The organism is Allorhizobium pseudoryzae, from assembly GCF_011046245.1.
In the GTDB taxonomy this organism is placed as follows: domain Bacteria; phylum Pseudomonadota; class Alphaproteobacteria; order Rhizobiales; family Rhizobiaceae; genus Neorhizobium; species Neorhizobium pseudoryzae.
On sequence record NZ_CP049241.1, the window covers coordinates 689,207 to 702,345 of the forward strand.

A 13,139-nucleotide genomic window follows, 5' to 3' on the forward strand; every position below is an offset into this window, starting at 1 on the left:
TCAAAGCTCCGGAAAGATATGAGAGCCCGTTTCGGACAGCGGCAGCGGCGCTTCCCACAGTACGGCAGAGAGCGGAAGGGGCGCGTAAAGATGCGGGAACAGCGCACCGCCGCGCGACACCTCGAAGCGAAGCGCCTCGCCCAGACTGTCGCCATCGACCGCGACGAGGAGAAGCCCCGTCTGCCCGGCGAAATGGCGGGCCGCCGTCTCGTGGACCTGGTCTGCGGTCGAAAAATGGATGAAGCCATCGGCCCGGTCGATCGGCGCGCCGTCAAATAGTCCCGTTTCCCGCGCGCGCTGCCACAAATCTTCCGGTACGATCTTATATAAGGTCTGAGACATGGGCCAAATCCGCGGTGAGGATATCGTCTGCGGGAGCCTTTGCCGCAAAGCGGCGGCCTTGTCCATGGCATCGCCGATGGTGACCGGATGACGGCGTGGCGCCGGGATCGACGCACAAGGAGGAAACGGACATGCGGATAGGAATTTATACAGCAATCTCTATGCTGATGCTGACGGCCGGCGCCGCACTGGCCCAGTCACAGATAGAGGCACCCGCCGACGACGGTCATCGGTTCCGGCTGGAGAAAACGGAAACCGGATACATCCGCCTCGACCAGAAGACCGGCGCCGTCAGCTTCTGCCGTGAGAACCAGGGCAACCTCACCTGCCGGCTTGCCGCCGACGAGCGGCAGGCCTTCGAACAGGATCTCGATCTTCTCGCCAAACGTGTGGCCGCGCTCGAACAGAAGCTTGGCGCAGGTGCCCCGCCAACGACGGTGCCGAGCGATGCGGAGATCGAAAAATCGCTGTCGATCATGGAGCAATTCATGCGCCGCTTCATGGGCATCATCAACGAGTTCCGCGCCGAGGATCAACAGGCGCCCAACCGACTCTGACGCGACGCGGCGTGCTGAAACTTATGCTTGTTTCAAGAGCGTTGCAGTATTAAGACTAAGGGAGGGTAAGAAAGCGTACTATGCTCTTGGGAGGGGGCGTGGCCATGCATTCCATCACAATCATCATTGCAGACGACCATCCGCTGTTTCGCGGTGCGCTTCGCCAGGCGCTGGGCGATATCGCGGGCCAGGCGGAGATCATCGAGGCCGGCAGTTTCGAGGCGGCCCGCAGTGCCGCGAGCGGTCATCCGGAAGCGGATCTGATGCTGCTCGATCTGGCCATGCCCGGTGTGAGCGGCTTTTCAGGCCTGATGTCGCTGCGCGCGGAATTTGCAAGCCTGCCGATCATGATCGTCTCCGCCACCGATGACGGCTCCACCATCCGCCGGGCCCTGCAACTCGGCGCCTCCGGTTTCATCTCCAAGTCCTCCGGGCTCGACGAAATCCGTCAGGCGATCGAGACGGTGCTGGAAGGCGGCGTCTGGGTGCCGGAGGGGGTGGAGCGCGATGCGGAAGAAGACCCGGCCGTCGCCGAACTGATGGAACGGCTGAAGACGCTGACGCCGCAGCAGAGCCGGGTGCTCTCCATGCTGGCGGAAGGGCTGCTGAACAAGCAGATCGCCTATGAACTCGGCGTCTCCGAGGCGACGATTAAGGCGCATGTCTCGGCGATCCTCTTGAAGCTGAACGTCGATAGCCGGACACAGGCGGTGATCAAGCTCGGCAAGGTCAACATGGCACTGGTGGCCTGAGGCGGGCCTGATCCGAGCAGAACCAAGGATTTTATTCCTTTTCCGCTTTACTCCGTCGCGACCTTTCATTAGACATACACATCAAGAGATGGCGCGGACGCTTCTGCACAATCTCCCGCAGCTTGGCCGTGGCCGGTCGATCCGGCCTTCAAGAGGCAGTGCACCGGTCGGATTGGTCGTGTTGGAGCCGAATTTTAGAAATCCGAAGCCGGCCGCTTGCCGGGGAACGAACCGTCATGTTGTCGCATGAGACGATCTGGAAAGCGATCGACACCCTTGCCGAACGTCACGAGTTGACGGCATCCGGTCTTGCGCGCAAGGCGGGGCTGGACCCGACCTCATTCAACAAATCGAAGCGGCTGGGGCCGGACGGACGGCTGCGCTGGCCCTCGACGGAATCGATCTCCAAGGTGCTGGATGCGACCGGGGCAACGGTCGAGCAGTTCCTCGGCTACCTGCCGAACATGCCGACGCAGACCAGCCTGCCGGAAGGGTCGTTTCCGCCGCAGGCCGGTTCCATTCCCCTCCTCGGCTTCGCCCAGGCAGGCGCCGGCGGCTTCTTCGACGATGGCGGCTTTCCCGCGGGCCAGGGCTGGGATGTGGTGGATTTCCCCGTGGCGGCGTCAAGGCGGCCGGGCGTCTACGCGCTCGAGGTGCAGGGCGATTCCATGCTGCCGCTCTACCGGGATGGCGACCGGCTGATCGTGGAACCCGGCGCCCAGGTGCGCCGCGGCGACCGCATCGTCGTGAAGACGCGCGAAGGCGAGGTCATGGCCAAAGTGCTGATGCGCCAGAGTGCGCGCACCATCGAGCTGATGTCGCTGAACCCCGACCACCCGAACCGCACATTCGACATGGCGGAGATCGAGTGGATGGCGCGGATCATCTGGGCGAGCCAGTAACTGAAGGCGTTTGGCCCGGCGCGGCTTCGTCAGAAGAGGCCGTTCGGGAAATAGCGCAGGTACAGTTCCTGCAGCCGCCCTTCCTTCGCCAGTCTTGCCAGCGCATAATCGATCGCCGTCACCAGCTGCGGCACGTCCGGACGGACCATCAGCGACAGGCCTTCGCCGAGGAAATGTTCGGAGACGTACGGGCCGTCAAACAGGCGGCAGCAGCCACCGGCGGCCGCGCTCGCCGTCCAGAAGGGCAGGCTCAGGCCATCGGAAAAGACGGCATCCACTTTCCCGTCCTTCAAGGCCGCCAGCATCTCGTCGCGCGACGGGAAGGTCGTCGGCTTCACGGCCGGGAAAAAGCTTTTCAGCATGGCCTCATGGGCTGTTCCGGCCACCACGCCGACGGGACGTCCGGCAAGCGCCACGGCAGCCTTGCCTTCAAGTTCGACGCTGTTTCGCTGCACAAACCAGGCCGGGATCATCATGTAGGGGCGCGAGAAGCCGAACTTTTCCCGCAGATCCGGCGTCACCGCGATGCCCGCCGCGGCTGCTTCCCCCTGCCCTTCGCTGAGCGCCGTCTGCAGGTCCGCAAACGGTGTCACCTGGATCTGGCATTTCGCCTCGATGGTAAGTTCGCTGCAGATTTCGCGGACGAGATCGATGTGAAAACCGGACAGCCGTCCCGTCTGGTCGACAAAGCTGAAGGGTGGAAAATCGACTGTTGTCAGCACACGAAACCGCGGCAGGCTGGTCAGATCCGGTTTTGCCAGGCGTTCGTTGGGATCGGAGACGAGCGGCATCTGGCGATCGGGCGTTTCGTCCGCAGCGGCGGGCAATCCGGCAATCAGGACGAGTAAAAACAGAAGAGCCGCACGGAACCTGAAATACATTCAATTTACCCGTTGTAAACCATTGCGTGCATCGCTACCATCGTGCACAGGGGACAGGGCTGGGGGCGGCCCGCCGGACATGGTGTACCAGCTTGACGGATGCAGGGGAATATCCGCCGGAACCGACAGCAACCAGTGAGACCGCGCACTGGAGCCATGTCAGCGCGCTGACAGGAAGGCAGACGGACGCTCATCGGCAGATCCAGCCGGACGAGCAGGGCGCCGTGGCGAGCGACGAGGAGGCGGCCCTGCTGGCGCTCGGTTTCTCAAAACCATTCGTCGCACAGATGAAGGACCGCAGCCTGCAACACGGGACGACGCTGGAACAGGAACTGCTCTATTCCGGCGTGGTCGATCACGATGCCTATTATGGCGCGATTGCGCGCGCCTTCAGGCTGCCCTTCATCGGGAGCATAGACCCCTCCAGCGTTCAGGACATCCCGAACCTCGATACGCAGCTGATCACGCCGAAACAGGTGCGCATCAACCACCGCAACCGCGCACCGCAGGTGGCCATCGTTCCGGAGATCGCAAAACTCGCGGAATTTTCGGCCCTGCTGCTCAGGCTTCCGGAGCTTTCCCGCGGATTGGCAATCACCACACCGGGTGCGATCCGGGCTGCCGTATGGTCGGCCGGCTCGGCGCGACGGGTGCGGCAGACGGTCAGCGATCTCTTCGACCGCGAGCCGAAATTCTCCGCGCGCATCGTCGCCACCGGACGCCAGGGCGTGCTGGCCGGCTGCCTTGTCACCGCCCTGGTGGCTGCCTGTCTCAGCGATCCCGGCCTGCTGCTGCCGCTCACCCATGGTCTCGTTTCGCTCGTCTACATGAGTGCGCTTGCGCTGAGGGGCTGGGCCACCTTCCATCAACGGCGGATCGGCAGCCTGCCGGAAGAACACCTGCAGGGGGCCCTGCCCGTCTACACCGTGATGGTGGCGCTCTACCGGGAAGCCGGGATGGTGGCGCAGCTGGTCGCCAATCTGGAGCGGCTGGAATGGCCGCGGGCGCGGCTCGACATCAAGCTGGTCTGCGAGGCCGACGATCGCGACACCGTGGAGGCGCTGAAGGCGCTCAGGCTTGCTTCCCATTTCGAGATCGTCGAGGTGCCGCCGTTCCATCCGCGCACCAAACCCAAGGCGCTCACCTATGCGCTGGCCGGTGCGCGCGGCGAGTTTCTGGCGGTCTATGACGCGGAAGACAGGCCGCATCCGCACCAGTTGCTGGAGGCCTGTGGCCGCTTCCAGGCCTGTGAGCCCGATGTGGCCTGCCTGCAGGCGCCGCTGATCATCGCCAATCTGTCCGATACGGCGCTGAGCGGGGTGTTTGCCATCGAATATGCCGCGCTGTTTCGCGGCCTTTTGCCGATGCTATCCCGTCACGCGATGCCGCTGCCGCTGGGCGGCACCTCCAATCACTTCCGCACCTCCATCCTGCGCGAGGTCGGCGGCTGGGACCCGTTCAACGTGACCGAGGATGCGGATCTCGGCCTTCGCCTCTACCGCCTCGGCTATCGCTCGCAGACTCTCCGCTGCCAGACGCTGGAGGATGCGCCGGTTTCGCTGGATGTTTGGACCGGTCAGCGGACACGCTGGTTCAAAGGCTGGCTGCAGACCTGGCTGGTGCTGACCCGCAACCCGGTTGACGCCGCACGCCAGATGGGATCTCGCGGAACCTTGGCCTTTCATCTGCTGATCGGCGGCATGCTGGCGTCCGCCCTGCTGCATCCGCTGATCCTCGTCTTCATCGCCATCGGGATCGCGCGGCTGGCGAGCGAGCCGCTATCGGCGATGCCGACGCAAGTTCTGGCGCTGTTTGCGATCGACTGCCTGAACGTGATCGGCAGCTACATGATCTTTCTGAAGCTCGGCATGGGTTCGATGATCGGCCAGGAACGACGACGGATCGGCTGGCGCTGGGTTGCGGTGCCGATGTACTGGTTTATGAGTTCCTACGCCGCCTGGAAGGCCTTGAACGAACTGAGGACCAACCCGTTCTTCTGGAAAAAGACGCCGCATCAGGCAAGCAAGAGGCCGGATTCAGTCCGTGCATGAAGCCGGAGGCAGGACGAACAGGGTAAAGCTGGAGCGGGTGAAGGGAATCGAACCCTCGTATTCAGCTTGGGAAGCTGCTGCTCTACCATTGAGCTACACCCGCTTGTCCGACGCCAGACCTAGCATCAGGTCTCCCGGCCTTCAAGTCCCAGGAGCGGAAAGAGTTCAGGCGCGAAAGTGCTTGGACAGTTTTAGGCCCTGCGCCTGATAGTTCGATCCGAGGCCCGAGCCGTAGAGCGACTGCGGCTTTTCCAGCATATGCTCGTAGACGAGGCGCCCGACGATCTGGCCGTGTTCCAGGATGAAGGGCACTTCGTGGCTGCGCACTTCCAGCACCGCACGGCTGCCGGAGCCGCCGACGGCGGCATGGCCGAAACCGGGATCGAAGAAGCCGGCATAATGCACGCGAAACTCGCCGACCAGCGGATCATAGGGCGTCATTTCGGCGGCATAGAGCGGCGGCACATGCACGGCTTCACGCGAGACGAGAATGTAGAACTCGTCCGGATCGAGGATCAGTTCGTCGCGCCCGCGGCTAAAGAGCGGCTCCCAGAAATCGAGCACATCATGGGCGGCCTTGCGGTCGACATCGATGACGGAGGTGTGGTGCTTGCCGCGATAACCGATCAGGCCATCCGGGCCGGTGCCCTTCAGATCGATCGACAGGGCGATGCCGGCGCCTGAGACATTCGGCGTCTCGCTGGCGACCAGCGTTTCCGCCGCGTGCAAAGCCAGCACTTCGGCTTCGCTCAAGAGCGCCTGGCCGGTACGGAAGCGGATCTGCGACAGCCGCGAGCCGCGCCGGACGATGACCGGGAAGGTGCGCGGCGAGATTTCGAGATAGAGCTGGCCCTTATAACCAGCGGGGATCTTGTCGAATTCCTGGGCGCGATCAACCATCACGCGGGTGAAGATATCGAGCCGTCCCGTCGAGCTTTTCGGATTGGTGGAGGCGGACAGCTCCGCCGGCAGGTCGAGGCTTTCCATCAGCGGCACGATGTAGACGCAGCCGGTTTCGAGCACCGCACCCTGTTCAAGATCGATCTCGTGCAGGGTCAGTCGCTCCAGCTTGTCGGCGACCGTGTGATTGGGGCCCGGCATGAAACTGGCGCGGACGCGAAGCGCCTTGGACCCCAGGCGCAGGTCGAGGCTCGCCGGCTGGATCTGATCGGCATCCAGCGCCGCCTCGCTTTTCAGCCGGCCTTCATGGAAAAGTTCGCCGATGGCCCGATCGGCCAGAATGCCCGCGTTGCGTTTCATGAACCCTATCCCTTAATCGCGCGACAAAAGCAAAAGCGAGGAATTGACGCAAGCGCTGCTTGGGCGTATGGCAGATTTATCCCGTGGTGATTTGGCCGGTCGGCTTGCAGCCACGTTAAACAAGTGGCTAAAAAGACCGGGTGCGAAACCGGTCTGCAGTTGCGACCGGTTTTTTTGTTACGAAGTGGTGACACGCATGAGCAAGACCTGGCGCCCCGCAACCCAACTCGTCCACGGTGGCACGCTGCGCTCGCAGTATGGCGAGACCTCCGAGGCGATCTACCTGACGCAGGGGTTCGTTTACGAGAATTCCGCCGCTGCCGAAGCCCGTTTCAAGGGCGAGACGGACGGCTTCATCTATGCCCGTTACGGCAGCCCGACCAACGACATGTTCGAAAAGCGGATGATCGCGCTGGAAGGCGCGGAAGACGCCCGCGCCACCGCGTCCGGCATGGCCGCCGTGTCGGCCGCCATCCTCTGCCAGGTCAAGGCCGGTGATCACATCGTCGCCGCCCGTGCGCTGTTCGGCTCCTGCCGCTATGTGGTGGAGACGCTGGCGCCGAAATATGGCGTCGAATGCACGCTGGTCGATGGCCGCGATCTCGCCAACTGGGAAGCCGCCATCCGCCCGAACACGAAGGTGTTCTTCCTGGAAAGCCCGACCAATCCGACGCTGGAAGTGGTGGACATTGCCGGCGTTGCCAAGCTTGCCAACCAGATCGGCGCAAAGGTGGTGGTGGACAACGTGTTTGCCACCCCGCTCTTCCAGAAGCCGCTGGAACTCGGTGCGCATGTGGTGGTCTACTCGGCCACCAAGCACATCGATGGCCAGGGCCGCTGCCTCGGCGGCGTGATCCTTTCCGACAAGGAATGGATCAACGAGAACCTGCACGACTATTTCCGCCACACCGGCCCGGCCATGTCGCCATTCAATGCCTGGACGCTGCTGAAGGGGATCGAGACGCTTCCGCTGCGCGTCAAGCAGCAGACGGAGAGTGCGGCCAAGATCGCCGATTTCCTTGCGGACCAGGGCAAGGTGGCGAAGGTGATCTATCCCGGCCGCAAGGACCATCCGCAGGCCGACATCATCGCCAAGCAGATGACGGGCGGCTCCACGCTCGTCTGCTTCGAGTTGAAGGGCGGCAAGGACGCGGCCTTTGCGCTGCAGGATGCGCTGGAGGTGATCAAGATCTCCAACAACCTTGGCGACGCCAAGAGCCTGATCACCCATCCGGCCACCACCACGCACAAGAACCTGACGGACGAGGCACGGGCGGAACTCGGCATCTCCGCCGGCACCTTGCGCCTGTCCTGCGGCATCGAGGACGGCGAGGACCTCATCGAGGATCTGGCCGCAGCGCTTTCCAAGGTGTCTGCGTAAAGCGCTTCTTTACCATGGCGGTTAGCCTTGAGCCTGAAAATTCAGGGCTTCCGCATTCTTGAGCCCCGGCGCGATTCTTGACCTCGCGCCCGGACTGTACGATATGCGTACACATGAGATGAAGGTGTCGACATGTATCGTGCACTCACCAAAGACATCGAAGTCGTCGTCGAGCCCTACTTCCTGCCGGAACAGTCGGATCCGGAGGAGAGTCGGTACGTATGGGGCTATCGGATCGTCATCTCCAACCATTCTCGTCTGACGGTGCGGCTGGTTCACCGCTACTGGAACATCACGGACCAGAATGGGCTGGTCGATGAGGTCGAAGGTCCCGGGGTGGTGGGAGAGCAGCCGCGCCTCAAACCCGGCGACACCTACGAATACTCCTCCGGCTGCCCGCTCGACACGCCCTCGGGGCTGATGTTCGGCCATTACCAGATGGAAACCGACGAAGGCGAAACCTTCATCGTCAACATTCCCGCCTTCTCGCTGGATTCGCCGGGCCTGATGCGCGTGCTCAACTGAGCCTGCGAGGCGCGAAACACGCCGCACCTCGCCTTCTTGACGTCACGCCGCTTCGAACTCGCTCGGATCGTAGCGGTAAGTGGTGGAGCAGAACTCGCAGGTGACCGAGATGGCGCCGTCTTCCTGGCTGGCCTCGATCTCCTCCGCCGTGAAGCCTTCGAGCACGCCCTTGATCTTCTCGCGCGAGCAGCTGCAACGGTCCGCGACTTCCTGCGGCTCGTAGATCCGCACACCGCGCTCATGGAAGAGGCGGAACAGCAGCCGCTCGATCGCCACCTGCGGATCCGTCAACTCGTCGGTATCCACGGTCTCGACCAGCATGCGGGCTTCCGACCAGGCATCGTCTTCCGTCAAGGCGAAATCGCCGTCCCGTTCATCGCCGTCGCCGCCATGCAGGTCCGGCTGGCGCATCCGCTCCGGTGCCTGGGGCAGGAACTGGGCGAGGACGCCGCCGGCCCGCCAGTTGTGACGCGGCTTTCCGTCCTCATCGCGGTCGAACAATTCGGCCACCCCAAGGCGCACCTTCGTCGGGATCTGTTCCGACTGGCGGAAATAGACGCCGGCGATTTCTTCCAGAGACGATCCGTCAAGCGGCACGATGCCCTGATAGGGCTGCATGCCGTGACCCTGGTCGATGGTGAAGGCGAGCACGCCCTCGCCCAGAAGGTCCGGCGGCGATATCTTGCCGGCCTTGACGGATGCGGCCAGCGCATCCTCGTCAAACCGGGCATAAGCACGCATGCTTTCCGGGCTGGTGAAATCCGCGACCAGAAGATCGACCGGGCCATCGCCCTTGGTCTGAACCGTGAAACGCCCCTCGAACTTCAGCGAGGTGCCGATCAATGCGGTTAGGACGACGGCTTCGGCGAGCAGCCGCGCGACCGGCGCCGGATAATCGTGGCGGCCGAGGATCGCGTTCAGCATGGGCCCGAGCTGCACCGCACGGCCGCGCACGTCGAGCCCTTCCACCTGGAAGGGAACCACGCGGTCATCGCCCGCCAGTGTCAGATCACTGAATTCTACTGCGGCTTCTGCCATGACTTGCTCCTTCGCGCCGAAGCCACCCATTTCGCACAAATGTCGGCCAAGCGGAACCGCTCAACCGAAGGGAAAGGCCGACGCTGTCTTGTTGAGGCGCCCGGACCATGGGTCGAGCGGACGCGACTGGGAAAGCCGTGAGATGGGGGTGGCGCCGCGACAAATCAAGACGCGGCCATTCCCCTCGACAAAGGGCGCCTCAGACGGCGCCGAAGCACCAGGCGAGCACCGACTTCTGGGCGTGCAGACGGTTTTCCGCCTCGTCGAACACGACCGACTGCGGGCCGTCGATCACCGCGTCGGTGACTTCCTCGCCGCGATGGGCCGGCAGGCAGTGCATGAAGAGGGCATCGGACTTAGCCTTCTGCATCAGGCGCTCGTTCACCTGGAACGGCTGGAAGATGTTGTGGCCGCGTGCCTTGTGTTCCTGGTTCATCGAGATCCAGGTGTCCGTCACCACCATATCGACGCCCTCGACCGCACGGTCGGCATCGTGGCACAGCATGATCTCGCCGCCATTGTTGCGCGACCAGTTCAAATACTTGTCGAGCGGCTCGGAGCCGAGCGGAACCGCCATGTTCATGCGGTAACCGAAGCGCGCCGAGCCTTCGATGAAGGAATGCAGCACATTGTTGCCGTCGCCCGTCCAGGCAAACGTCTTGCCGGTCACCGGGCCGCGATGTTCTTCGAAGGTCAGGAGGTCGGCCATGATCTGGCAGGGATGGGTCTCATCCGTCAGGCCGTTGATGACCGGAACCGTCGCGTGTTCGGCCATTTCCAGAAGGCGGCGATGATCGGTGGTGCGGATCATGATCGCATCGACGTAACGCGACAGGACCTTGGCCGTATCGCCGATCGTCTCGGCGCGGCCAAGCTGCATTTCCGTGCCGGACAGGAACAGCGTTTCGCCGCCGAGCTGGCGCATGCCGACATCGAAGGAGACGCGGGTGCGGGTGGACGGCTTCTCGAAGATCATCGCCAGCACCTTGCCGGCGAGCGGCTTGTCGGCCGTGCCAGCTTTGGTCGCGCGTTTGCGCGTCAGCGCATCATCGAGAATGGTACGCAGATCCCCTGACGAAAGTGCCGAGAGGTCGAGAAAATGCTTGGGTGATGCCATGATCCGTTCCATCCGGGGCGCCATCCGGCGGCCCGCTTTTTCCGAAAAGGCCGTCAGGCCGACTTCTTCAACTGTTCACTCTGAAGCTTTTCCGCAGCGCGTTCGATACGGGCAATGCCTTCGCGGGCCTCTTCCGCCGTCACGACCAGCGGCGGCAGCAGACGAATGACATTGTCACCGGCCGGAACGCCGAGGATATGTTCGTCGCGCATTGCGGTCACAAGCTCGCCGGCCGGAACGCGCGCCTTGATGCCGAGCATCAGGCCTTCGCCACGGATCTCCTCGATCACGCCGGGGAAGCGATCCTTGAGTGCCGCAAGGCCCTGACGGAAGACGAGTGCCACGTCGTTGACATTCTGCAGGAAGCCATCGGCCAGGATGACATCGAGCACGGCATTGCCGACGGCCATGGCGAGCGGATTGCCACCATAGGTGGTGCCGTGCACGCCGGGCTTCATGCCGGAGGCGGCTTCCGCCGTCGCAAGGCAGGCGCCGAACGGGAAACCACCGCCGATCCCCTTGGCCACCGCCATGATATCCGGGGTGACACCCGACCATTCATGCGCGAAGAACTTGCCGGTCCGACCGACGCCCGTCTGCACCTCATCGAACATCAGCAACAGGCCGTGTTCATCGCACAGGTTGCGCAGTTCGCGCAGGAATTCCTTGGTCACGACCCGGATGCCGCCCTCGCCCTGGATCGGCTCGATCAGCAGGGCTGCGGTGTGTTCCGTGATCGCCGCCTTCAGCGCATCCAGATCCCCAAAGGGCACCTGGTCAAAACCCGGCGCCTTGGGGCCGAAGCCTTCCAGGTACTTTTCCTGACCGCCGGCTGCGATCGTCGCGATGGTCCGGCCGTGGAAGGCGCCTTCAAAGGTGATGATGTGGAATTTTTCCGGATAGCCCTTGGAATAATGGTAGCGCCGCGCCGTCTTGATGGCGCATTCCAGCGCTTCGGCACCCGAATTGGTGAAGAACACCTTGTCGGCGAAGGTGGCATCCGCCAGCCGGCGGGCCAGCCGCTCCTGGTCCGGGATCTCGTAAAGGTTCGACAGGTGCCAGACCTTGTCCGCCTGATCCTTCAGGGCCGCGACAAGATGCGGGTTGGAATGACCACACGAGGTCACGGCCACGCCTGCGCCGAAATCGAGATATCGCTCGCCCGTTTCCGTCACGAGCCAGACACCCTCGCCGCGCACGAAACGCAGTGGTGCCCTTGCAAACGTGTCGAAAAGCGCAGCTTCAGCCATGGCGATGCACTCCTTCAGGCATACTGTCCAGAACAGGCAGCCGGGGCCGCCAGAAATCAAAAATGCCGCCTCAAAGGGCGGCAGGCGCACTATCCGCATTTCATCCCGCGCTGTCAACAAAAGCGTGGATTCCGCGTCGATTCACGCCGCGGAAGCCCGCTTGGCGCCCCTTGCGGCAGCTGTGACAAAAATGACTCTATGCGGCAGCAAGTTGGGGAAAACCCGGAAATCGATTCGCGACGATTCCGGCGACTCTTGTCAGCGAGTCCGCCGCCCATTAGGTTAAAGATCAATTACTAGACTGCATGCGGCGGAACTAGTCACCAAAAGTATAGATGTAGTATGCGCGGCGAATTACGTTCGCCGTAACGGTGAGAGATTCTGTCTTGCTGGGTGTGCTCAAGGCGGAGAGACAGCATGAATTGGGATGACGAACGCGTCGAACGACTGAAAAGGTTGTGGGCGGAAGGACTGAGCGCGAGCCAGATTGCCGCGCAACTGGGCGGCGTGAGCCGCAACGCGGTCATCGGCAAGGTGCACCGGCTGTGCCTTCCGGGACGTGTGAAGGCAGGCGGAAACGCCCAGCAGAACCGGACGCAGAAGCGCACCACCCCTGCACCGCGCCCCACCACCTACAATGCCCGCCCGACGGCGGCGACGGCCCCTGGCGCGGCCACGCGCACGGTGACCCGCTCTGTCGGCGCCACGATGGTGAAGGAAGAGATCGAACTCACCATTCTCGAAACGCAGGAACCGGTCACCACGACGAACGTCATCGTTCCGATGGCACGCCGCCTGGCGCTGACGGAACTGACGGAGCGCACCTGCAAGTGGCCGGTCGGCGACCCGCTGAAGGACGATTTCCACTTCTGCGGCGCAGAATCCGGCGAAAGCTCGCCCTACTGCAAATACCACGCCCGCCTGGCCTACCAGCCGGTGAACGAGCGCCGCCGCGCCGCCAATGCGGTCGCCCGCGGCTGATCATTCCAGCGCATCTCGAAGAAAGCGGGTACGAGGCCCGCTTTTTTTGTGCCCGGATTTTGGAGGGAGCCAACAAAAAACCCGGCACGAGGCCGGGTTCGA

The 13,139-nt window shown here is 63.1% G+C and carries 13 protein-coding genes, 1 tRNA gene and 1 riboswitch; of the genes, 7 read left to right on the forward strand and 7 right to left on the reverse strand.

Translation table 11 applies throughout. The features are described 5' to 3' along the window. Positions 1–408, reverse strand: a complete 408-nt coding sequence (locus tag G6N78_RS03355; RefSeq protein ID WP_165215762.1) for a DUF952 domain-containing protein — start codon at positions 406–408, stop codon at positions 1–3. Positions 409–473: 65 nt separating this feature from the next. Here G6N78_RS03355 and G6N78_RS03360 point away from each other — a divergent pair, with 65 nt between their 5' ends. The 3 genes from G6N78_RS03360 (at position 474) to G6N78_RS03370 (ending at position 2,553) form a co-directional block, all read left to right on the forward strand. Beyond that, on the forward strand, positions 474–899 hold the full coding sequence (locus G6N78_RS03360) for a hypothetical protein (RefSeq protein WP_165215763.1): 426 nt from the start codon (positions 474–476) through the stop codon (positions 897–899). A 104-nt stretch (positions 900–1,003) separates the two neighbouring features. Next, entirely contained in the window at positions 1,004–1,651 is a 648-nt protein-coding gene (locus tag G6N78_RS03365) for a response regulator (RefSeq protein WP_165215765.1), read from the forward strand. 236 nt (positions 1,652–1,887) lie between these two features. After that, entirely contained in the window at positions 1,888–2,553 is a 666-nt protein-coding gene (locus tag G6N78_RS03370) for a S24 family peptidase (RefSeq protein WP_165215766.1), read from the forward strand. 29 nt (positions 2,554–2,582) lie between these two features. Here the strand turns inward: G6N78_RS03370 and G6N78_RS03375 are convergent, their stop codons facing one another. After that, positions 2,583–3,434 carry a transporter substrate-binding domain-containing protein gene (locus G6N78_RS03375; RefSeq protein WP_165215768.1) on the reverse strand — a complete coding sequence of 284 codons (852 nt, stop codon included), beginning with the start codon at positions 3,432–3,434 and terminating at the stop codon, positions 2,583–2,585. A 92-nt stretch (positions 3,435–3,526) separates the two neighbouring features. Here G6N78_RS03375 and G6N78_RS03380 point away from each other — a divergent pair, with 92 nt between their 5' ends. Continuing rightward, the gene (locus G6N78_RS03380) at positions 3,527–5,485 is read left to right on the forward strand and encodes a glycosyltransferase family 2 protein (protein WP_165215769.1); all 1,959 of its coding nucleotides are present in this window, start codon (positions 3,527–3,529) and stop codon (positions 5,483–5,485) included. 29 nt (positions 5,486–5,514) lie between these two features. Here the strand turns inward: G6N78_RS03380 and G6N78_RS03385 are convergent. Further along, positions 5,515–5,588, reverse strand: a tRNA-Gly gene (locus G6N78_RS03385). Between the two features lie 62 nt (positions 5,589–5,650). Then, a complete protein-coding gene (locus G6N78_RS03390; protein WP_165215771.1) occupies positions 5,651–6,745 on the reverse strand; it encodes a 2'-deoxycytidine 5'-triphosphate deaminase in 1,095 nt (364 codons plus the stop codon). Positions 6,746–6,818: 73 nt separating this feature from the next. Further along, a riboswitch (SAM riboswitch) is annotated at positions 6,819–6,897 on the forward strand. A gap of 44 nt (positions 6,898–6,941) precedes the next feature. Here G6N78_RS03390 and G6N78_RS03395 point away from each other — a divergent pair. After that, positions 6,942–8,126, forward strand: coding sequence for an O-succinylhomoserine sulfhydrylase (locus G6N78_RS03395; protein ID WP_165215772.1), 1,185 nt, complete (start codon positions 6,942–6,944; stop codon positions 8,124–8,126). A 132-nt stretch (positions 8,127–8,258) separates the two neighbouring features. After that, on the forward strand, positions 8,259–8,651 hold the full coding sequence (gene apaG, locus G6N78_RS03400) for a Co2+/Mg2+ efflux facilitator ApaG/CorD (RefSeq protein WP_165215774.1): 393 nt from the start codon (positions 8,259–8,261) through the stop codon (positions 8,649–8,651). Between the two features lie 42 nt (positions 8,652–8,693). On the opposite strand, the gene G6N78_RS03405 is transcribed toward apaG, so the two are convergent. From G6N78_RS03405 to G6N78_RS03415, 3 genes are all read right to left on the reverse strand, one after another. Beyond that, entirely contained in the window at positions 8,694–9,689 is a 996-nt protein-coding gene (locus G6N78_RS03405) for an Hsp33 family molecular chaperone (RefSeq protein ID WP_165215775.1), read from the reverse strand. 199 nt (positions 9,690–9,888) lie between these two features. Continuing rightward, positions 9,889–10,806 (reverse strand): ornithine carbamoyltransferase, encoded by a 918-nt coding sequence (gene argF / locus G6N78_RS03410; RefSeq protein WP_165215777.1) that lies wholly within the window; start codon positions 10,804–10,806, stop codon positions 9,889–9,891. Positions 10,807–10,859: 53 nt separating this feature from the next. Then, positions 10,860–12,056 (reverse strand): aspartate aminotransferase family protein, encoded by a 1,197-nt coding sequence (locus G6N78_RS03415; protein WP_165215778.1) that lies wholly within the window; start codon positions 12,054–12,056, stop codon positions 10,860–10,862. A 417-nt stretch (positions 12,057–12,473) separates the two neighbouring features. Here G6N78_RS03415 and G6N78_RS03420 point away from each other — a divergent pair, with 417 nt between their 5' ends. Beyond that, entirely contained in the window at positions 12,474–13,037 is a 564-nt protein-coding gene (locus G6N78_RS03420; RefSeq protein WP_165215780.1) for a GcrA family cell cycle regulator, read from the forward strand. The last annotated feature ends 102 nt before the right edge of the window (positions 13,038–13,139 follow it).